This is a genomic window from Streptomyces sp. NPDC102437 (assembly GCF_044765565.1).
In the GTDB taxonomy this organism is placed as follows: domain Bacteria; phylum Actinomycetota; class Actinomycetes; order Streptomycetales; family Streptomycetaceae; genus Streptomyces.
The window spans coordinates 26350-46067 of record NZ_JBIWKI010000030.1 but is presented as its reverse complement, the minus strand read 5'-3'; the positions used below and the strand labels follow the sequence as shown (position 1 = coordinate 46067).

The following is a 19718-nucleotide window of genomic DNA, read 5'->3' as shown; positions in this document are numbered from 1 at the left end:
CTGTGTGCGGCCCGTCACAGCAGGTACGTTTTGCTCCGCCGGGGACACCGGAAGCAGGAACCCCGGCTGCGGAAGAGAGGTTCCGGTCCATGGTGTCGACAGGGGCAGTTCCCAACCTCGCCTTCCGGCGGCTGCGCGGACAGCGCTCCGCCGGGGAGTTCGCTGCCGCGGTACGCAGGTCCGCCCGTGAGATCGGCGAACAGGTCGCGTGCGACGCCCGGTACATCGGACGCGTGGAGTCCGGGGAGATCCGCTGCCCGAACTACGCGTACGAACGGGTCTTCCTGCACATGTTCCCCGGGAGGACCCTGGCGGACCTGGGCTTCTCGCCGCGCGAAACCGTGCGCGGCCGGGCGGCGCGGGCTATCGCCGGATCCCCCCCGCCCCCTGTGCTCCACAGCGACACCGACGAGGAGAGCGACGTGCTGCGTCGCGTATTCATGACGAGCGGCACCACCACGATGGCGGCCGCGACCCTGGGCCTGGGCGGCACGCCCGCCGCTGCCGCCGTCCTGCCCGACCCGCGCCGGGTCGGCGAGAGAGAGGTCGGCGCCGTCGAGAAGGCGGTGCGGCAGATCCGGCTGCTCGACGACCGGCACGGCGGCGACGGCCTCTACCGCAGGGCGTCCCGGCCGCTGCGGGCGGCGTACGCGCTGCTCGACTCCGGGACGGCCACCAAGCGCTCCACCGCCGACCGGCTGCATGCCGGAGCGGGCGAACTGGCCATCTCGGTGGGCTGGCTGGCGCATGACTCGGGCCGGTACGAGGACGCCCGCTCGCACTACGCGGAGGCGCTCGCCACGGCCCGGGTGGCCGGTGACGCGGCGCTGGAGGCGCACGCGTTCTGCAACACGTCGTTCCTGGCCCGGGACACCGGGCGGCCCCGCGAGTCCGTGCGCGCGGCGGAGGCCGGGCAGCGGGCTGCGCAGCCGCTGGGCTCGCCCCGGCTGCTGGCGCTGCTCGCGCTGCGCGAGGCGGGGGGCCGGGCGGGGCTCGGGGACCGTACGGGCTGCGAGCGGGCGATCGGCCGGGCGTACACCGCTTTCGGGCGCGGGCCCCGCGATGCCGATCCGGAGTGGATGACGTTCTTCCGGGAGGCGGAGCTGGAGATGCTCCAGGCGCAGTGCTGGTCGGCGCTGGGCGACTGGTCCCGGGCGGCCGGGCACGCGCTGCGGGCCGTCCGGCTCCAGGACCCGCACTTCACCCGGAACCTGGCGCTGTACCGGGCCGAGCTGACCTGGGACCTCGCGCGGGCGGGCCGGGCCGCGGAGGCTGCGGCGGCGGGCCATCAGGTGCTGGACCTGCTGGACCGCGTCCGGTCGACGCGCATCCGGGCGATGCTGGCCCAGGCGGCGGGGGTGCTGGTGCCGCAGCGGGGTGCGGCGGAGGTGGGGGAGTTCCTGGAGCGGTACGCGGAGGTGGCGGAGGCCGCCACCTCGTAGGCTTCAGCCGTCCAGGTGGCCGGTGTCGTTCCAGCGCTCGATCGCGGGTGCGCCGTACGCCCATCCCAGCACCGACAGCGACGTCGGGTCGAGCCGGATCCGCGCCGCGAACGACACGTCCTCGCCGAGCCACCGCGCCCCCAGCGCCCGCAGGATGTGGCCGTGGGCGAAGACCAGCACATCGCGGTCGGCCGAGCGGGCCCAGTCCACGATCTCGTCGGCGCGGGCGGACAGCTCGGCCAGGGTCTCGCCCTCCGGCACCCCGTCGCGCCAGATGAACCAGTCCGGGCGGGTCGCCTTGATCTCGGCCGGGGTCATCCCCTCGTACGCCCCGTAGTCCCACTCCATGAGCGCGTCCCACAGCTCGGCCCGGTCCGCGAAACCCGCGATCTCACAGGTCTCCCTGGCCCGTACCAGCGGGCTGGTGCGCACCTGAAGGCCCGGCAGGTCCGCCCACGGACCGCGCCGCAGCCGCTCGCCGAGGAGCTTGGCCCCCGCACGGCCGGTGTCGAGCAGCGGGATGTCCGTCCTGCCGGTGTGATTGCCCCTGACGGACCATTCCGTCTGGCCGTGGCGGGCGAGCAGGATACGCGGTGCCATGACGGCTCTCCCTGAACTGAGGTCTGAGGCCGGAGATCGGGACGCGGCGGATCATCCGGTTTTCCCATCATCTCGCACATGATCGCGAGGCAACCTCAGGGGCCCGGCCGACGTCCCACTCTGCGCGGAGAAATGTTTACGCGCACGGGGCTCCGGAACGGACCCCCGGGGAACCCCGACCGACGCACGCCGTACGGTTGAACGCCCGCCGTCGGTCGCATGAACACATGATGGAGAGCTTCCGGATGCAGCATGCCAGCACCGCACCCGTGCCGCGCCCGAGGCTTCGCTGGTGGACCGAGCTGCCACTGCTCGCCCTGGTGTACGGGGCTTATTCGGCGGGACGGCTGGTGGCGCGCGGTGACGTGTCCACCGCCATCGACCACGGCCTGAGCATCCTGCGCCTGGAGCAGACGCTCCACATCAACCTCGAACATCCGCTCAACCGGCTGTTCACCGCGCACCCCTCGATAGGCATACCCGCCGACTTCGCGTACGCGTCCCTGCACTACCTCGTCACCCCCGCCGTCCTGGTCTGGCTCTTCCGCCGCCGCCAGGAGGTGTACCGCCGAGCCCGCACCTGGCTGATGACCTCCACGCTGTTCGGCCTGATCGGCTTCACTCTGCTGCCCACCTGCCCGCCCCGGCTGCTGGAGGCCCGGTACGGCTTCGTCGACACGATGGCGCAGTACAGCTCGTACGGCTGGTGGGGCGCGGAGGCCAGCGCCCCGCGCGGCATGGGCGGGATGACCAACCAGTACGCGGCGATGCCGAGCCTGCACGTCGGCTGGGCGCTCTGGTGCGGCATCCTGCTGTGGCGCCACAGCAAGAACCCGTACGTCCGGGCCGCGGGCGTCGCCTACCCCCTGCTCACCACTTTCATAGTGATGGGCACGGCCAACCACTACTTCCTCGACGCGGTCGCGGGCGCCGCCGTGATGGGCGTCGGAGCCCTGCTGGCGCGGCCCGTGATGCGGCTCGCGGACCGGGTCCAGGCCCGCTTCCCGCGGGTCGCCCCGGTCGCAGAGTCCCCGAATGTCAGTGCCGGATGCAAGACTTCCGCGGGTGAGCGAATCCCTGGCCAGCGGACCACCTCCGCAGACTCCCCGGATGCCGCGGCATCGGCCGACGCAGACGCCTCGGCCGGTCGCGCACCCCGGACCGATCCCGGCGCCCGCGCAGGAGCGGGAGCGGCCGGCGACGACGCTCCGGCAGCGGCTCGCTGAGCTGCGGGGACCGACCGTCCCACCGCGTCCGCTGGACGCCCGCGCGCTGGCCGCCCTCGCCGCCAACCCCGGCTGTCGGCGCCGCGCCCTGCTGGACGGCGCCGGGGTGGACAAGGCCGCGCTGGCCTCGGCGCTCGGTTCGCCGGCCCCCTTCGGGCAGTCGCAGTTCGCGTTCGTCCGGGGCAACGCCTTCGAGGCCAGGGTCAAGGCCGACGGCGGTACGGAGCTGATGCGGCTGCTGCACGAACGCCTGGGCGGCTCCGGCGCGGCGCCGCGCGAGGTCTCGGTGCCCGATCTGACGGCGGCGGGCCCCGAGGGCCGCGCCGCGCGTACGGCGCTCGCGCTGCGGGAGGCGACCGAGGCGGGCGGCTGGGCGCTGCTGGACCACCCGATGCTGGCCCTGGAGGTGGCGGGCTCCCCCGCCTATCTGGAGCCGGACGCGGTCGCGGTGCACCCCGACGGCACATGGACGGTCGTCGAGATCAAGTCCTTCCCCATGATCGACGGCTCGGCCGACGCGGCGAAGGTCGGCGCGGCGGCCCGGCAGTCCGCCGTCTACGTGCTGGCGCTGGAGCGGATCGCGGAGCTGACCGAGGGCGCCGAGGTCGACCACCGGGTGCTGCTGGTCTGCCCGAAGGACTTCTCCAACCTGCCCACCGCCTCGGTCGTCGACGTGCGCAAGCAGCGAGCGGTCACCCGCCGTCAGCTCACCCGGCTGACCCGGATCGAGGACATCGCGGCGGCCCTGCCCGAAGGCACCACCTTCGACCCCGAATGCCCCCGCCAGCAGCTCGACGCCGCGGTCGAAGCGGTCGGCGCGGCGTACGCCCCGGAGTGCCTGGCCGCCTGCGAGCTGGCCTTCCACTGCCGGGCGAAGGCGCGCGAGGCCGGTGCGGTGGAGGCGCTGGGGCGAAGTGTGCGCGGTGAGCTCGGCGGGCTGACCACGGTGGGCGAGGTGCTCGCGGCCGCCGCGGGCAAGGAGGGCGACGCGGCGGACCCGACGGTCGCCGCGCTGCGGCGCGCGGCGGCCCTGCGCGCCGAGGCTCTGACGGGCGGTCCGGCATGTCGCTGATCAGCACCCTGGCCCGGCTGGAGGCCGTGGAGAGCGGCCGGGCCCAGCCGATGGCCACGGTCCGGCACCGCCATCTCACCGACCGGCCACTGGTCCTGGTCCCGCTGACCACGGCCGGCGAGGCGGGCGCCCCGCTGGGCGCGCTCGTCGGGACGGACCGGGAGGCGCCCCGGCTGCTGGCGGTCTCGCAGCCGCGCGACCGGGATCTGCGGTTCGCGTTCCTCGCCGAGCTGGCCGAGGCGGTGCTGCCCCACATCGAGGCGTACGAGGACGTCGTCGAGCCGGCCGAGCGCAACGAGACCGATCCGGAGACGGGGAAGAAGGTCAAGGTCGAGGTCGAGCTGTGCGCGGACGCGCCGCAGCTGGTCGTGCCGAGCCGGGCCGGCATCGAGTTCGTACGGCTGCTGGGCCGCTCGATGCGGTTCCGCCGCACCGCCGAGGACGACCCCGACACCCCGTACCCCGCCCCCGCTCGCGTCCCGCTGCTGGGCCGCTGGCTGACGCACTACGGGGAGCGGGCCAGGGTGCCCGGCTCCTCCCTGCTGCTCGCCGCGAGCGATCTGCTGAACCGGCACTGGGCGACCGGGCAGAGCAGCCTGGAGGATCAGCATCTGGGCGCGCTGCTGGCCTGGATCGACGCCCCGGCGGGCGAGTCGGGCGCCGCGGCGGCGCTCCGAGCGGAGCTCGAGCGGGACGGCGAGGGGCAGTTGCTGTGCCCGCCGGCCGGTCCGGCCACGGACCCGGCGTTCGACAACCGGCTGCTGGCGCCCGCCATCGAGAAGTACGACCGGGCGCGCACCTCGCTCGCGGCCGCCGAGGACGGTCTGGCGGCCGATGCCCGGCTCGGCGAGCTGACCGCCGCCGAGCGGGAGATCAGGGCGCTGCTGGCCGGTGTGATGCGGCCGACGTGGGACGCGGTGTGGCGCGGGCTCGACCTGCTGCGGGAGCTCCCCGAGGGGGCCAGGTCCGAGGATCGCTGGACCAGGGACCGCTGGTCGTTCACCGGTCACCGGGACCGGGTGCGCTCGGGCGAGCCGCCGCAGCCGCGCCGGGACGACGCGGTGACGGCGGCGCAGAAGCTGGCCTCGCGCGAGACGGCGCAGGCCCAGCTGGAGGCCCAGGAGGCGCTGGACGATCCGCTGGTGCTGGCCGGCCGGCGGCTGGCGGGTGAGGCGTTCGTCTCCGAGGTGGCGGAGGTGGAGATGGCGTACAGCGAGTCGAAACGCCCCTCCCCGCGCCCGCTGGTCACGGTCCGTACGGACGAGTACCCGCATCTCGGCGAGCGCACGAAGGTGTACCGCTCGCTGGACGGCAAGCCGCAGACCGCCGAGTTCGTGGCGTACGCCGAGCCGGAGGGCGGGGGCGCGCCCCCGCTGGTGCTGCGGATCCTCGACCGGATGGGCCGCGGCAAGGAGCCCGCCCCGGGTTCGGTGCCGGAGCCGGGTGACCGGATCGCCTGGACGCTTTTCGAGCACGATCAGCGCGGCGGCCCGAAGCTGCCGGACCCGGAGGAGACGCCCTGGACGCACGGCGGCCCGCCGGGTTCCGCTGCCGGGCATGCCGAGAGCCCCGATCCCGTGACCGCGGAGGACCTGTTGTGACGGCCGTATTCGACCCGGGCGCCCAGGCCGCGCGGGCGACCGACGCGATCCTCGCCGATACCCTGGGCGGCACGTCACGCGGGATCGTGGTGGACTCCCCGCCGGGCGCGGGGAAGTCGACGCTCGTGGTGCGCGCCGCGCTCGAACTCGCGTCGGCCGGGCATCCGTTGATGGTGGTCGCGCAGACCAACGCCCAGGTCGACGACCTGGTGGTGCGGCTGGCCGAGAAGGACCCGGGGCTGCCGGTCGGCCGGTTGCACAGCAACGACACCGATCCGTACGACAGGGTGCTGGACGGCCTGGCCAACGTACGGAAGTCGGCGAAGGCCGCCGATCTCGCCGGGCTCGACGTGGTCATCTCGACGGCCGCGAAGTGGGCGCATGTGAAGAACGTCGAGCCGTGGGGCCACGCGATCGTGGACGAGGCGTACCAGATGCGTTCGGACGCGCTGCTGGCCGTCGCGGGGCTCTTCGAGCGGGCGCTGTTCGTGGGCGACCCGGGCCAGTTGGACCCGTTCTCGATCGTCGGCGCGGACCAGTGGGCGGGGCTCTCGTACGACCCGTCGGCGAGCGCCGTCTCCACGCTGCTCGCGCACAATCCCCAACTTCCGCAGCACCGGCTGCCGGTGTCGTGGCGGCTGCCCGCGTCCGCCGCGCCGCTGGTCTCGGACGCGTTCTACCCGTACACCCCGTTCCGCAGCGGTACGGACCACGGCGACCGGCGGCTGTCGTTCGGCGTGTCCTCCGACGGCTCGGCCCCGGACCGGGTGCTGGACGAGGCGGCGGAGTCCGGCTGGGGCCTGCTGGAGCTCCCGGCCCGGCACACCCCTCGCACCGACCCGGAGGCGGTACGCGCGGTGGCCCTGGTGGTCCGCCGGCTGCTGGACCGGGGCGGCGCGGCGACCAGCGAGCGCTCGCCGGACCCGGTGCCGGTGACGGCGGACCGGATCGCGGTCGGCACCGCCCACCGCGACCAGGCCGCGGCGGTACGGGCGGCGCTCGCGGAGCTGGGCGTGAGCGGCGTCGCGGTGGACACGGCCAACCGGCTCCAGGGCCGCGAGTTCGATGTGACGGTGGTCCTGCACCCGCTCTCCGGCCGCCCGGACGCCACCGCCTTCCACCTGGAGACGGGCCGCCTCTGCGTACTGGCCTCGCGCCACCGGCACGCCTGCATCGTGGTGTGCCGGGCGGGCGTCACCGAGCTGCTGGACGAGCACCCGTCCACGGAGCCGGTCCAGCTGGGCGTCACGGTGAAGTTCCCGGACGGCTGGGAGGCGAACCATTCGGTGCTGGCACATCTGGCGGAGCACCGGGTGGCCTGGCGGCCGTGACCGCCGCCCCGGCTCGTGCCCCACGGGTTCACGAGCCGGGGCGCACGGCCGGGTGCCGGGCCCTCTTGCGGAAGGTTGGACAATGGAGGGTGGCCATCGGGCCGACCCGAGGAGGAAACACCACATGCCACAACCCGAGCGGAACGAGCGGCAGCGGCTGCGCCCCGCACCCCTGCTCTTCGAGCCGTCGGCGGCCGTCGCCGATCCCGAGCACTTCTTCGATCTGGAGTCGATGGACGATCCGAGGGAGTTGCTGTCCCGCGCCACCGAGCTGACCGTGGCGTTCCGGGCCGCGACCGACCGCGCGGTCGAGTTCCAGGCGATCGCCGCCGCCCAGCTCGCCGATCCGCGCCGGTTCGACCGGCTCACGACCGCGGACATCGCGCGGCGCGCGGAGTGGACCGAGGACTACGCCAAGAAGATGGTCGAGTTCGGCCGGAGCCTGCTGGGCGGTTCCACGCCCTGACGGCCCGGTCCTGACGCGGGGTAGAACCACTGGCATATGCCCGAGCGCAAGATACTCCTCCTCACCCCGGCCTGTCCCAATTTCCGACAACTCTCGGAATCCGCCCGATCACTCCCGGTAGACATTCCCGTATGACCGCATGGCTGCCCGACAACTCGTCCCTGCATCACGGCGACGCCTCCCACCACCGCGCCGACGCCTTCACCGTTCTGCGGAACCAGGCCGCGAACCAGACGGCACACGTCACGGCGGCCGGTGCCGCCTGGCTGGCCGGGGCCGCCGCGTATCCCCGCTCCACACTGGCCCAGTGGGAGGCCCATCCCTCCTCGCCCGGGGTCCTGCCGTGCGGGTCGGCCTTCGACGTGGTGAACGTGCCCACTCTCTTCGGGCGCCGGATGCTGGAGCACCTGTGGTCCGACGGCCCCGGCTCCGGGCCGGTGGCCACGCACCGCGGCCGGATGCTGCTGTTCGCCTCGCCCGGCACCGCCCAGCGGCTCCCCTCGCTGCTCGACTGGGAGGAGTGGGGCGGCGGGCCCGGGCCCCGGGCCGCCATGGGCCCGCGGGGGCACGACGACGAGGGCGAGGGCGACGGCAAGATGCCGCCGCTGCTCTGCCACGGCACCGGGGACGCGGTGACCGTCCCGCCCCTGACCTGTACCTCCACCACACCCGGCCCCCGCTGGCTGGTCGCCCCCTACACCCGCAGCCCCTGGTTGCCGGGCCCCGATGTGCTGCTCTGGGCCTGTGTCCGGGTGACCAGGTCGACGCCCTCACCGGTGGCCCCGCCGGCGGTCAGGAATTCGATTTTTCCTCCCGCCGATCCGGATGCTAATGTCTACGACGTCAGCAGGCGCCGCTAGCTCAGTTGGTTAGAGCAGCTGACTCTTAATCAGCGGGTCCGGGGTTCGAGTCCCTGGCGGCGCACAGACGGAAGAAGCCCCTCGCGGAAGCGGGGGGTTTCTTCGTGTTCGGGCTCGTGGGACGCCTCACGTGCCGGTGGTGATCCGGACCGTCCAGGCGCCCGACGGGGTGCGGTCGGCGACCTCGACCTTCGTGTGCGCGTCGGGGATGCTGTACGTCTCGCCGACCCGCAGCGGGGCGTCCGCGAGCGGCGCGTAGACCGAGCGGTCCCAGCAGGCATCGGTGCGGGGGTGGGTGTCGATGACCTCGACCGGGCCGCCGCCGGACGGCGTTCCGTTGCGCACCCGGTAGAGCAGTACCCCCTCGGCGCAGGTCGTACTGTCGTTGCCGGTGGCGCTGCGGGCCTCGATGACCACTGCGCTGCCCTCGCCGGTCCTGATCACCGCGAGCCGGGTGCCGAGGGAGGCGCCGGGCGCGGGCGCCGCGGCCATCGGCTCCAGCGTGATGTCCCGGCTGCTCTGGACGCAGATCACCTGCCGGCGGTCCAGCCAGCCCAGTTTCCACTTGTGCCAGCCGAAGAGGTCCGGCGCGAGTCCGAACTGGCTGCCCATCACGTCCCAGTCACCGACGTAGGTGTCCCAGTCGCCCTTGCCGTCGGCCGGCCGGTGGTAGAGGTCCGGCAGGTCGAAGACGTGCCCGGTCTCGTGGGCCAGCACATTGTGGTCCGGCGGGTGCTGTTCGAAGACGGTGACGACGCGGCGGATGTCCGTGCCGTCGGCGTGCAGCGGCTGGTTGAAGTTGACGACCTTGGTGGCGTCGGAGTCGACGCCCGGGGCGTCCGGGTCGGCGACCAGGTAGACGATGTCGTACCGGGAGAAGTCGACCTTCGGATCGGCCGCGGCCATGGCGTCGCGCAGATAGGAGCTGCGTCGCTCGTTCTCCCAGTCCCGCCGTATGCCGTACCGGTCGGACGTCTTGGGCATCCGGGTCCACTGCCGCATCGGGTGCGGGCGCAGGGTGAACCTCCCGTACGAGGCGCGCCGGAAGAACTGGGTGGTGGCGGGGAAGTAGTCGGCGGTGAGCTCGGCAGGGGTGGCGGCGGGGCGGTGGTCCGGGAAGGAGAGGAAGACCATGACCGCGTCGAGGGGATGGTCGGGCCGGGGATAGGCGCCGTTCCAGTCGCTGACGCCGAGCGAGTGGTGCGCTTCGGTCCGGGGCAGGGCGCAGGGCCCCGCCTCTCCGGTGGCGGCCACGGCGGGCCCGGCCACGAGAGAGGTGGCGACGAGCGCCAGGAGCGAGGTCAGGGCGGCGGCCACACCGCGCAGGCTCGGCGTCTCCACTCCCCCGGCCCTGCGCTGGCGCGGCACGTCCACCTCCGGGTGCGAGCTACGGTCACCCACTCACCCTGTGATGGTTCGGGGCTTTCGTCCTGTTGAGTTGACCCGGTCGAGTCAGCGGCCGACCGGAGCCCCAACCCTCACGGAGAGTCATAATCGATCACCGAGGCATTACAGGGAAACGCAATCGCTCAGAAGTGATCCGTTACGGGCAAATCGGAACCTCGCGTGAATGGCCCATGCGGGGCGCTCTCAGGGCATGCAAGGGTCGGACGCTGGAACGGCCGACGTACCAGCCTCTATGCTTCACCAGGCTTTCCCGCGTGGTTTCCGCCTACGACCCAGGCGCTCCGCGCGGCGGGCCAGTCCGGCCACACCTGTTCAGGACAGAACTGCACGGCGGGAGCGAACGGTGAGCGGAACCTGCGAAGGGCGCGGGCCCACGGCGGGCACACCCCGGTATTCCGCAGGGCCACCGACCACGGAACGTCACGCTCCGTGTCCTTCCGCCGGGGCCGTCGGATCCGAGCCGCATGGCTACCGGGCCGCGTTCCTGGCCGCCACGCTGCCGATGGCCGTCGTCGATCACGAGGGCCTGGTCGTCACCGCCAACGAGGCCCTCGGCGGCCTCCTCGGCCGCTCCGCCGCGACACTGGCCAGCCAGTCCGCCGCCGATCTGCTCGACCTGGCGGCGGACGGCCGCACCTGGCACGCGTACCGCGAGGTGCTGCACGGGCGGCGTTCACGGTTCCGCTGCACCCGCCGGCTCAAGCACCCCGACGGGCGCGCGCTGTGGGCCGAGGTCACCGTCGTACCGATGCCCGAGCGGGAGGCCGGCGCGGAAGGCGGCGCCGGACCCGGCCGGGTGCTGCTCTCCGTCTCGGACATCAGCGACCGGCGCGAGCTGCAGAAACGACTGCGCCACCTCCAGATGCACGACCCGGTGACCCGGCTGCCCAACCGGACGCTCTTCTTCGAACGGCTCTCGGCCGTCCTGGAGACCTCGCCGCACGACGACGGCTCCTCCGGCCGCGGCCGGGTCGGGCTCTGCTATCTGGACCTGGACGGCTTCAAGGCCGTCAACGACACGATGGGCCACCGGATCGGCGACCGGCTGCTCACCGCCGTCGCCGCGCGGCTCACCGACTGCGCGGCCCAGGACGGCCCGCACCGTGACGGCGCCCATCTCGTGGCGCGGCTGGGCGGCGACGAGTTCGCGATCCTGGTGGAGGACTCGGCCGGCACGCAGCAGCTCACCGATCTGGCCCGCTCGGTCCTCGCCGCACTCCAGCAGCCCTTCGACCTGGCCGGGCACCGGATCTCCGTCTCCGCCTCGATCGGGGTCGTGGAGCGGGCCGTGGCCGGCACCTCCGCCACCGGTCTGATGCAGGCCGCCGACACCACGCTCTACTGGGCGAAGGCGGACGGCAAGGCCCGCTGGACGCTCTTCGACCCGGAGCGCAACGCCCACCGGATGACCCGGCAGACGCTCTCGTCGACGCTGCGGCCCGCCGTGGAGAGGGGCGAGTTCACCATCGAGTACCAGCCTCTGGTCTGCATGGCGGACGGAGTCGTGCGCGGGGTGGAGGCCCTGGTCCGCTGGAACCATCCCCAGTTCGGCATGCTGTCGCCGAATCGGTTCGTCGCGATCGCCGAGGAGGACGGATCGATCGTCCAGCTCGGCCGGTGGGTGCTCCAGTCCGCCTGCCGCCAGGCCCGGCGCTGGCAGCTGGAACACCCCGCCGATCCACCGCTGTTCATCAGCGTCAACGTCGCCGTACGCCAGGTCTGGGACTCCGACCTGGTCACCGATGTCGCGGAGATCCTCGCCGAGACCGGCCTCGATCCCTCGCTGCTCCAGCTGGAGCTGACCGAGTCGGCAGTGATGGGCTCGGCGGGCCAGCCGATCCAGGCGCTCCGGTCGCTCAGCAAGATGGGGGTGCGGATCGCCATCGACGACTTCGGTACCGGCTACTCCAACCTCGCCTATCTGAGCCGGCTGCCGGTCTCGGTGCTGAAGCTGGACGGCTCCTTCGTGCGCGGCTTCCGCTACGACGACGGCGTCCACCCGTCCCCGGCCGACGAGACGATCGTCGAGGCGATGGTGCAGCTGGCGCACCGGCTGGGCCTGACCGTCACCGCGGAGTGCGTGGAGACGGCCGGCCAGGCGGAACGGCTGCGCAGGATCGGCTGCGACACCGGGCAGGGCTGGCTGTACTCACGCGCGGTCGCCCCGGAACGGATCGGCGAGCTGATCGGCACCCGGCCGATGCAGGGCTGACCGGGCGGGAACGCGGTCAGGCCGTGACCGTGGGCAGTCCGTACGCGTCCGCGATCAGCTCGTAGCTGCGCAGCCTCGCCTCACCGCCGTGGGCGTTGGCGGTGATCATGAGTTCGTCGGCGCCGGTGCGCTTGGCCAGGTCGTCGAGGCCGGTGCGGACCTCGTCCGGCGTGCCGTGGACGATGTTGGTGAGCCAGCCGTCGACGAACTCGCGCTCCATCGGGCTGAAGGCGTACGCCTCCGCCTCCTCGGGCGTCGGGACCAGGCCGGGGCGGCCGGTGCGCAGCCGGACCATGGACAGGGCGCCGGAGAGCACCTGGCGGCGGGCCTCGCGTTCGTCGTCGGCGGCCAGGGCCGAGACGCCGATCAGTGCGTACGGGGCGTCGAGCACCTCGGACGGCCGGAACGACTCCCGGTACAGGTCCAGCGCCGGGATCGTGTTCTGGGCCGAGAAGTGGTGGGCGAAGGCGAAGGGCAGGCCCAGCACCCCGGCCAGCCGGGCGCTGAAGCCGGAGGAGCCGAGCAGCCAGACCGGCGGGCGGGCCGGCGACTGGACGCCGCCCTCGGCCGTGGCCTGGACGGGGCCGGGGACCGCGTGGATACGGGCGTAGGGGTGGCCGTCGGGGAAGTCGTCGTCCAGGAACCGGGTCAGCTCCGCGAGCTGCTGCGGAAAGTCGTCGGCGCCCTCGCTCAGCCGGTCGGTGCGGCGCAGGGCGGCAGCCGTCGCACCGTCGGTGCCGGGGGCGCGGCCGAGGCCGAGGTCGATGCGGCCGGGGGCCATGGCCTCCAGGGTGCCGAACTGTTCCGCGATGACGAGCGGTGCGTGGTTGGGCAGCATCACGCCACCGGAGCCGAGCCTGATGCGCTCGGTGTGGGCGGCGAGGTGGGCCAGGATCACGGCGGGCGAGGAGGAGGCGACGCCGGGCATGGAGTGGTGTTCGGCGACCCAGTAGCGGTGGAACCCACGGCGCTCGGCGAGCTGTGCGATGTCCACGCTCGTGCGCAGCGCCTGGGTGGCGGTGCGGCCCTGCCCCACGGTCACCAGGTCCAGCACTGAGAGCGGAACGGTGGCCGTTCCCTCCGCCTTGCCACGGATCTCGTCGCCTCGAATCTCGTTCACGCCCTGGCCTCTCCGGTGATACGCCTACGTCTGGCTCGTACGTCCGGCTCGTACGTCCGGAAGCAAATAACGGGAGGTTGTCTCCGGTTATTCCCTTACGTCTCCACGGCTATTCCCGTACGTCTCCGGGCCCCGCCCGCCGCCCGCTGTGCGCTCGCTCCCGGCCCTCGCCCCAGGAAGCCACCGGGGCCGGGGGCGCCTCCCGGGCCGCGAAGATCCGGCCCAGCCTCGGGGACCACGCGCGGCGGCCGGCCAGGCGGAGCCCTTCGCGGACCGCGACCTGATTCCCGGTGAGGACCGGCTTGCCGAGGAGCTCCTCCAGCTCCGCCTCGTGCCCGGCGGTGTGCAGCGCGGTGTCGGGCAGCAGCACCGCGTCGGCCTCCGGCCGGTCGGCGGCGACGGCGAGCTCCTTCACCCGGTCCAAGTCCCAGGCGGCGGCCTCGGCTGCCGATCCGAGCGAGGCGGCCCGGGTGAAGGCCGCGTCGATGCCCGCGGCGTGCAGGAAGTCGGCGAACAGGGCGGTGATGCCCTCGGGGTAGGTGGAGGCGACGGCGACCGGGCCGGCACCCAGCTCCCGTACCGCGTGGGCGAAGCCGAACGAAGCACTGGAGGCGGGCACACCGACCGCCCGCGCCAGGGCGGCCGTCTGTTCATGGGCGCCCTCCCATCCGTACAGGAAGCTGCCGGCGCCGCTCGCCCAGACGACGGCCTCGACCCCGGCACGTCGCAGCTCCTTCACTCCGGCGGCCAGGTGCTCGGGCGAGCCGGTCCGGATCAGCGCGTCGATTTGGTAGGCGTCCTCGTCGACATCGGTGCGGTTCACCACCAGCCGGACGGCGTCGAGCAGGATCTCCATCCGCGGGAAGTCGTCCTCCGCGAAGTGGCCCGGGTAGAGAAATCCGACGGTCGTCATGTCCGCCCTTCCTGTTCCTGTCCGGCCTGACTGATCGCACCCTTTCTCCCTCACTTTCTCCAAGTATTCCCCCATATGTCGTGACCTCTACTCCGACCTGTTGACGGGAGCGGAGGCGGGTGCAAGCGTGGTCGCACCCGCCTCCCGGGCGGGACCGCACCTCCCGGTCGGGAGCACCCCTCCCCAGACGCAGCGGAGCGACCGTCTCTCATGTCCGAGCCCACCCTGCTCGTCCTGGACACCGACCCGTCGCCGCGTCTCGGCCGGCTGACCGGCCGGGCCCGGATCCGGTACACGGACGAGGCCGGACTCGCCGCTCGGCTCCCCGAGGCCGACGTGCTGCTGGTGTGGGACTTCAGCTCCGACGCGGTGCGGGCCGCCTGGCCGGGCGAGGGACCGCGTCCCGCCTGGGTGCACACCGCGAGCGCGGGCGTGGACCGGCTGCTCTGCCCGGAGCTGGCGGCCTCCGACACGGTGGTGACCAACGCCCGGGGCATCTTCGAGCGGCCCGTTGCCGAGTACGTGACCGGCCTGGTGCTGGCGTTCGCCAAGGACCTCCCCGGCACGCTGGAGCTCCAGCGGCGGCGGCAGTGGCGCCACCGCGAGAGCACCCGGCTCGCGGGCGGCCGCGCGGTGGTCGTCGGCGCGGGCCCGATCGGCCGGGAGATCACCAGGCTGCTGATCGCGCTGGGGGTCCAGGTGGCGCTCGTGGGGCGCACGGCGCGGCGCACCATCCACGGCACCGAGGACCTGGACCGGCTGACCGCCCTGGCCGACTGGGTGATCTGCGCGGCTCCGCTGACCGAGTCGACCCGCGCCATGTTCGACGCCCGGTTCTTCGGACTGATGCAGCCGTCGGCCCGCTTCATCAACGTGGGGCGCGGACCGCTGGTCGTCGAGGACGATCTGGCCGAAGCGCTGCGCAGGCGCTGGATCGCGGGCGCGGCGCTCGATGTGTTCGAGCGGGAGCCCCTGGAGCCCGGGAGCCCGCTGTGGGACGTACCGGATCTGATCGTGTCGCCGCACATGAGCGGCGACACGGCGGGCTGGCGGGACCGGCTGGGCGAGCAGTTCGTGGCGATGTACGAACTCTGGACGGCCGGGCAGCCCCTGCCGAACGTGGTGGACAAGCAGCGCGGTTACGTCCCCGTGCGGGAGCCGGGCGAGTGAACCGTCCGGGCCGTCCGGCGTGGTCCGGCACCGGCCACCCGGGACACGGGAAGGTCACCCTCCGGCCACTTTTCGGTTACATGCCCTCGCTTCCTGCATAGACGTCCGGGATCGGGCAGGCGCCACCCCTGTCCGGACTGTTCGATCCCCCCAGGAGATTACGAACCATGGCTGACTTCCCGAACCTGTCCCGCCGGGGCTTTCTGAACCGATCGGCGGCCGTGGGCGGCCTGCTCGTCGTCCCCGGTCTGCTCTCCGCGTGCAGCAAGACCGACGCCGGTTCCGCGGACGGTGCGGGAGCGCTCGAAAAGCTCCGCAAGCAGGGCTTCGTCCGGGTCGCGTACGCCAACGAGGCCCCGTACGGCTATCTGGAGGGCAAGGAGCTCAAGGGCGAGGCGCCCACCCTGCACCGGGAGATCTTCAAGGCGCTCGGCGTCGACGAGCTCAAGCCCACGCTCTCCGAGTGGGACGGGCTGATCCCCGGGCTCCAGGCCGGCAAGTACGACGTGGTCAGCGCCGGGATGGCCATCACGCCCGAGCGCTGCGCCAACGCCCTCTTCTCCGAGCCCGAGTTCATCTCGCCGACCGCGCTGATGGTGAAGAAGGGCAACCCGAAGAAGGTCACCGACCTGGCGTCCGCGAAGGACGCCGGGATCACCGTCGGCGTGATGTCGGGCGCCGTGGAGGGCAAGTACGCCGAGGGCGCCGGCATCGCCGGGGACCGGATCAAGACGCTGCAGAAGCCGCAGGACGGCGCCGACGCGGTCAAGGGCGGCCGGATCGACGCGTTCCTGCTCACCGGCATCTCACTGCGCTGGCTGGCGAAGACCAACCCGGAGACCGAGGTCACCGAGCCCTTCGTGCCGGAGCTCGACGGCAACAAGCAGTACAGCCCCGGCGGCGCCGTCTTCCGGAAGGGCAACGAGGACCTGCGGGACGCCTTCAACCGCGAGCTGAAGAAGATCGTCTCGGACCGGTCGCGCTATGTGTCACTGCTCCAGGAGTACGGCTTCTCCGGCACCGAACTCCCGCCGGCCACGCTGAAGACAGCCGACCTGTGCAAGGGCTGACCGTGCAAGCGCCGACGGGGACGGACCGCAGCGCATGAGCGATTTCTTCTCCGCCTTCTTCGACGAACTCCCGCAGGTGCGCTCGGGGTTGTGGGTGACCCTCGAAGCCACCGTCCTGGGCTCGCTGGCCGCGCTCCTGCTGTCGTTCGTCCTCGGCCTGATGTCGGTCAGCCGGCTGCTGGTGCTGCGCGGCACCTCACGCGTGGTCGTGGAGTTCTTCCGCGGCACCTCGCTCTACATCCAGCTGTTCTGGCTCTACTACGCGATGCCGGCACTGACGGGGTACCAGCTGGACCCGCTGCTCTGCGGAGTCGTCGCCTTCGGCCTCAACTACGGCGCGTACGGCGCCGAAGTGGTGCGCGCGGCGATCGGCTCGGTTCCGCGCGGCCAGTACGAGGCCGCCGTCGCGCTGAACATGTCGCCGCTGCACCGGATGCGGAAGGTGGTCCTTCCGCAGGCCTGGGTGCAGATGATCCCGTCCTTCACCAATCTGCTGATCCAGCTGCTGAAGTGCACCCCGCTGCTGTGGCTGATCTCCGCGGCCGACCTGATGACCGTGATCCAGCAGCTGCGCGACCGTACCGGTGAGACGCTCACCGCGTACGTGACCCTGCTGGCCCTCTACTTCGTGCTGGCATACGCGCTGACCCTGCTGATGAACCTGCTGGAGCGGGGCGCCAAGCGGCGGCTCGGGCTGCCCACCGGCACGGGTTCGCTGCTGCGCAGCCGCAGCGCCACCGAGGCCGTCGCCGCCGTCCCGGGAGGTGCCCGGTGAACAACGGCTTCGACTGGAACGCGGCCGGCGACGCCCTGCCCCTGCTGCTCGAAGGTTTCCGGGTCACGCTGCTCGCGACAGTGCTCGGCACGCTCGTCGCCGCGGTCCTGGGGCTGGCCGTCGCGGTCGCCGGCCGGGCCCCGAGCAGGCTGGTGACGGTGCCGGTCCGGGCCGTGACGGAGTTCGTCCGGTCCACCCCTCTGCTCGTCCAACTGGTGGGCGCTGCGGCCCTGTTCACCTCGATGGAGCCACTGACGGTCGGCATCGTGGTACTGGGCATCCACTACGCCGCGTACACCTCCGAGGTGTACCGCGCCGGGATCGACGGGGTGCCCAAGGGCCAGTGGGAGGCCTGCCGGGCGCTCTCGCTCGGCCCCCGGCGGACCTGGCAGGCCGTGATCCTGCCGCAGGCGGTGCGCAATGTGCTGCCCGCGCTCGGCAACTACGCGATCTCGATGTTCAAGGAGACCCCGTTCCTCGCCGTGATCACGGTGCAGGAAATGGTCTTCGAGGCCCGTAAGTACGGCGCCGACCACTTCGCCTACACCGAGGCGTTCACGCTCGCCGGCCTGGTCTTCCTGGTCGCGAGCTACCCCACCTCGCTGCTGATGAGAAAGCTGGAGAAGCGCCTTGGCCACTGAACCCCTCCCCCTGCGCAAGACGAAGGGTGCGGCCCCCGCGGCCCCCGCGGCCCCCGCACCGGCCGTCGCACCGGCCGCCGCGCCGGAGACCGGCCATCCGCTGGTCCGCTTCGACGACGTCGTGAAGCGGTACGGCGACCACGTCGTCCTGGACCGGCTGAACTTCTCGGTGCGGCGCGGTGAGCACGTCACCCTGATCGGGCCCAGCGGCTCGGGCAAGACCACCATCCTGCGGCTGCTGATGACGCTGGAGAAGGTCAGCGACGGCGTCATCTGGGTGGACGGCAGCCCGCTGTCCCACATCAGGACGCCCGGCGGGGCGCTGAAGCCGGCGCCCGAGAAGCATCTGCGCGAGGCGCGCAAGAAGATCGGAATGGTCTTCCAGCAGTTCAATCTCTTTCCCAACATGAAGGTGCTGCAGAACATCACCGAGGCGCCGGTCAACGTGCTCGGCAAGGACCGTGAGGAGGCGGAGACCCGGGCCCGGGAGCTGCTGGACCTGGTCGGGCTCTCCGCGAAGATCGACGCCCACCCCTCCCAGCTCTCCGGGGGGCAGCAGCAGCGGGTCGCCATCGCCCGCGCCCTGGCCATGGAGCCGGAGATCCTGCTGCTGGACGAGGTGACGTCGGCGCTCGACCCGGAGCTGGTGGCCGGGGTGCTGGAGCTGCTGGGCGACATCGCCAGAAACACCGACATCACCATGCTCTGCGTGACCCATGAGATGAATTTCGCCCGGGACGTCTCAAAGACGGTACTGATGTTCGACTCCGGGCGGGTGATCGAATCCGGTCCCCCGGAAAGAATCTTCACCGAACCGGAGCACGAACGTACGCGCGAGTTCCTCGACGCGGTGCTGTGACCTCACTCTTTACCGAAAGCCAATGACTTTGGCATATGCCATACGGATGCGCCCCAGCTCACCCGGGTGGGGCGCTCCGCCGAGTCGCCGGCAGCCGCCCCGTAGCGGGGGCCTGGCGGCTATCGTCAGGTCAGAGCTTGCGGTAACAACCTGGTAGGGGGAAACCGTGGCATTGAAGCCCGAACCGACCGCACCGTTCCATTCGGTGCAGTACGCCCTTCGTGTTCTCGAAACGGTCTCCAAGCACGGCAACGGTGTGACGGACACCCAGATCTCCCGCGAGACGGGACTGCCCAGCGGCCACCTCACACCCCTGCTGCTGACGCTGCGCCGCGAGGGTTATGTGGAGCAGGTCACCGACGGCGCGTACGTCATCGGCGCCTCGCTCCTGCTCCTCGGTTCCGGCCCGGCCCGCAGACAGGCCCTGGAGTCCAGGCTCCAGCGGATGCTGGCGCAGCTGCGCGACTCGGTCGGCGCGGCGGTCTACATCAGCCGGTACGTCGACGGTGAGATCCGGGTCACGCAGTACGCCGACGGCCCGCTCACCCCCGCGGTCAACGAGTGGGTGGACTTCCGGTCGGCGGCGCACGCCTCGGCGGTCGGCAAATGCCTGCTGGCCCAGCTCGACCAGGACGGCCGCCGGGACCACATCTCGCGCCACAGGACACCCCGGCTCACCTCGCGGACGATCACCAACGAGAAGGTGCTCTTCTCCAAGCTGGACAGCCAGCCGGCGACGGTCCCGGTGCTCGACCTCCAGGAGTACGCGGTCGGCACGGTGTGCGCGGCGGTGCCGCTGACGGCCGGGTCCTCGGCGGGCTGTCTGGCACTGTCGCTGCCGATCGAGGACGCGCACCGCCTGCGCTCGGCGGCGGACACGCTGAACCGGCGGGCGGCTCCGGTGCTCCTGTCGATGGCGCTCTAGGCCGTCCGACGGGGGCTCGCGGCCGGGG

18 protein-coding genes and 1 tRNA gene are annotated in these 19718 nt (G+C 72.4%); 15 read left to right on the top strand and 4 right to left on the bottom strand.

The window, feature by feature from the left end:
- Nucleotides 1–89: 89 nt before the first annotated feature.
- Nucleotides 90–1442, top strand: a complete 1353-nt coding sequence (locus ACIRJP_RS30680) for a tetratricopeptide repeat protein (RefSeq protein WP_404181021.1) — start codon at nt 90–92, stop codon at nt 1440–1442.
- Nucleotides 1443–1445: 3 nt separating this feature from the next.
- On the opposite strand, the gene ACIRJP_RS30675 is transcribed toward ACIRJP_RS30680, so the two are convergent.
- Nucleotides 1446–2042: a histidine phosphatase family protein gene (locus ACIRJP_RS30675; protein WP_404181018.1), complete on the bottom strand. Its 597-nt coding sequence runs from the start codon at nt 2040–2042 to the stop codon at nt 1446–1448.
- 245 nt (nt 2043–2287) lie between these two features.
- On the opposite strand from ACIRJP_RS30675, the gene ACIRJP_RS30670 reads away from it, so the two are divergent.
- From ACIRJP_RS30670 to ACIRJP_RS30640, 7 genes are all read left to right on the top strand, one after another.
- Nucleotides 2288–3268, top strand: coding sequence for a phosphatase PAP2 family protein (locus ACIRJP_RS30670; RefSeq protein WP_404181015.1), 981 nt, complete (start codon nt 2288–2290; stop codon nt 3266–3268).
- Complete coding sequence (locus tag ACIRJP_RS30665) at nt 3153–4340, top strand: hypothetical protein (RefSeq protein WP_404181013.1); 1188 nt, start codon at nt 3153–3155, stop codon at nt 4338–4340. Before ACIRJP_RS30670 ends, ACIRJP_RS30665 begins: the two co-directional genes overlap by 116 nt.
- Nucleotides 4331–5941 carry a hypothetical protein gene (locus ACIRJP_RS30660; RefSeq protein ID WP_404181010.1) on the top strand — a complete coding sequence of 537 codons (1611 nt, stop codon included), beginning with the start codon at nt 4331–4333 and terminating at the stop codon, nt 5939–5941. The genes ACIRJP_RS30665 and ACIRJP_RS30660 overlap by 10 nt, the downstream gene beginning before the upstream one ends.
- Nucleotides 5938–7272, top strand: coding sequence for an AAA domain-containing protein (locus tag ACIRJP_RS30655; protein ID WP_404181007.1), 1335 nt, complete (start codon nt 5938–5940; stop codon nt 7270–7272). The genes ACIRJP_RS30660 and ACIRJP_RS30655 overlap by 4 nt, the downstream gene beginning before the upstream one ends.
- Nucleotides 7273–7396: 124 nt before the next feature.
- Complete coding sequence (locus ACIRJP_RS30650; protein ID WP_266732767.1) at nt 7397–7738, top strand: hypothetical protein; 342 nt, start codon at nt 7397–7399, stop codon at nt 7736–7738.
- A 131-nt stretch (nt 7739–7869) separates the two neighbouring features.
- Nucleotides 7870–8598, top strand: a complete 729-nt coding sequence (locus ACIRJP_RS30645; RefSeq protein WP_404181004.1) for a hypothetical protein — start codon at nt 7870–7872, stop codon at nt 8596–8598.
- Nucleotides 8589–8662, top strand: a tRNA-Lys gene (locus tag ACIRJP_RS30640). Before ACIRJP_RS30645 ends, ACIRJP_RS30640 begins: the two co-directional genes overlap by 10 nt.
- Nucleotides 8663–8724: 62 nt before the next feature.
- Here ACIRJP_RS30640 and ACIRJP_RS30635 read toward each other — a convergent pair.
- Nucleotides 8725–9939 carry a M6 family metalloprotease domain-containing protein gene (locus tag ACIRJP_RS30635; RefSeq protein ID WP_404181123.1) on the bottom strand — a complete coding sequence of 405 codons (1215 nt, stop codon included), beginning with the start codon at nt 9937–9939 and terminating at the stop codon, nt 8725–8727.
- Between the two features lie 409 nt (nt 9940–10348).
- Here ACIRJP_RS30635 and ACIRJP_RS30630 point away from each other — a divergent pair, with 409 nt between their 5' ends.
- Nucleotides 10349–12217 (top strand): putative bifunctional diguanylate cyclase/phosphodiesterase, encoded by a 1869-nt coding sequence (locus tag ACIRJP_RS30630; protein WP_404181001.1) that lies wholly within the window; start codon nt 10349–10351, stop codon nt 12215–12217.
- 16 nt (nt 12218–12233) lie between these two features.
- On the opposite strand, the gene ACIRJP_RS30625 is transcribed toward ACIRJP_RS30630, so the two are convergent.
- Together ACIRJP_RS30625 and ACIRJP_RS30620 are read right to left on the bottom strand one after the other, a co-directional pair.
- Nucleotides 12234–13337: an LLM class flavin-dependent oxidoreductase gene (locus tag ACIRJP_RS30625; RefSeq protein ID WP_404180998.1), complete on the bottom strand. Its 1104-nt coding sequence runs from the start codon at nt 13335–13337 to the stop codon at nt 12234–12236.
- A gap of 109 nt (nt 13338–13446) precedes the next feature.
- Nucleotides 13447–14250, bottom strand: a complete 804-nt coding sequence (locus tag ACIRJP_RS30620; protein ID WP_404180995.1) for a decarboxylase — start codon at nt 14248–14250, stop codon at nt 13447–13449.
- A 210-nt stretch (nt 14251–14460) separates the two neighbouring features.
- On the opposite strand from ACIRJP_RS30620, the gene ACIRJP_RS30615 reads away from it, so the two are divergent.
- The 6 genes from ACIRJP_RS30615 (at nt 14461) to ACIRJP_RS30590 (ending at nt 19690) form a co-directional block, all read left to right on the top strand.
- Nucleotides 14461–15420 carry a D-2-hydroxyacid dehydrogenase gene (locus tag ACIRJP_RS30615; protein WP_404180992.1) on the top strand — a complete coding sequence of 320 codons (960 nt, stop codon included), beginning with the start codon at nt 14461–14463 and terminating at the stop codon, nt 15418–15420.
- A 167-nt stretch (nt 15421–15587) separates the two neighbouring features.
- Nucleotides 15588–16490, top strand: a complete 903-nt coding sequence (gene ehuB, locus ACIRJP_RS30610; RefSeq protein WP_404180989.1) for an ectoine/hydroxyectoine ABC transporter substrate-binding protein EhuB — start codon at nt 15588–15590, stop codon at nt 16488–16490.
- 34 nt (nt 16491–16524) lie between these two features.
- Nucleotides 16525–17265 carry an ectoine/hydroxyectoine ABC transporter permease subunit EhuC gene (ehuC, locus tag ACIRJP_RS30605; protein ID WP_404180986.1) on the top strand — a complete coding sequence of 247 codons (741 nt, stop codon included), beginning with the start codon at nt 16525–16527 and terminating at the stop codon, nt 17263–17265.
- Complete coding sequence (gene ehuD / locus ACIRJP_RS30600) at nt 17262–17906, top strand: ectoine/hydroxyectoine ABC transporter permease subunit EhuD (RefSeq protein WP_404180983.1); 645 nt, start codon at nt 17262–17264, stop codon at nt 17904–17906. The genes ehuC and ehuD overlap by 4 nt, the downstream gene beginning before the upstream one ends.
- Complete coding sequence (gene ehuA / locus ACIRJP_RS30595; protein WP_404180980.1) at nt 17896–18765, top strand: ectoine/hydroxyectoine ABC transporter ATP-binding protein EhuA; 870 nt, start codon at nt 17896–17898, stop codon at nt 18763–18765. The genes ehuD and ehuA overlap by 11 nt, the downstream gene beginning before the upstream one ends.
- A 166-nt stretch (nt 18766–18931) precedes the next feature.
- Nucleotides 18932–19690: an IclR family transcriptional regulator gene (locus tag ACIRJP_RS30590; protein ID WP_404180977.1), complete on the top strand. Its 759-nt coding sequence runs from the start codon at nt 18932–18934 to the stop codon at nt 19688–19690.
- Nucleotides 19691–19718 lie beyond the last annotated feature (28 nt).

Bases quoted from the DNA above. Each gene is read 5' to 3' on its own strand.
- ehuC (WP_404180986.1), top strand. From the start codon at position 16,525: ATGAGCGATTTCTTCTCCGCCTTCTTCGACGAACTCCCGCAGGTGCGC.
- ACIRJP_RS30680 (WP_404181021.1), top strand. From the start codon at position 90: ATGGTGTCGACAGGGGCAGTTCCCAACCTCGCCTTCCGGCGGCTGCGC.
- ehuB (WP_404180989.1), top strand. From the start codon at position 15,588: ATGGCTGACTTCCCGAACCTGTCCCGCCGGGGCTTTCTGAACCGATCG.
- ACIRJP_RS30650 (WP_266732767.1), top strand. From the start codon at position 7,397: ATGCCACAACCCGAGCGGAACGAGCGGCAGCGGCTGCGCCCCGCACCC.
- ACIRJP_RS30645 (WP_404181004.1), top strand. From the start codon at position 7,870: ATGACCGCATGGCTGCCCGACAACTCGTCCCTGCATCACGGCGACGCC.
- ACIRJP_RS30675 (WP_404181018.1), bottom strand. From the start codon at position 2,042: ATGGCACCGCGTATCCTGCTCGCCCGCCACGGCCAGACGGAATGGTCC.
- ACIRJP_RS30620 (WP_404180995.1), bottom strand. From the start codon at position 14,250: ATGACGACCGTCGGATTTCTCTACCCGGGCCACTTCGCGGAGGACGAC.
- ACIRJP_RS30670 (WP_404181015.1), top strand. From the start codon at position 2,288: ATGCAGCATGCCAGCACCGCACCCGTGCCGCGCCCGAGGCTTCGCTGG.
- ACIRJP_RS30660 (WP_404181010.1), top strand. From the start codon at position 4,331: ATGTCGCTGATCAGCACCCTGGCCCGGCTGGAGGCCGTGGAGAGCGGC.
- ACIRJP_RS30665 (WP_404181013.1), top strand. From the start codon at position 3,153: ATGCCGCGGCATCGGCCGACGCAGACGCCTCGGCCGGTCGCGCACCCC.
- ACIRJP_RS30615 (WP_404180992.1), top strand. From the start codon at position 14,461: ATGTCCGAGCCCACCCTGCTCGTCCTGGACACCGACCCGTCGCCGCGT.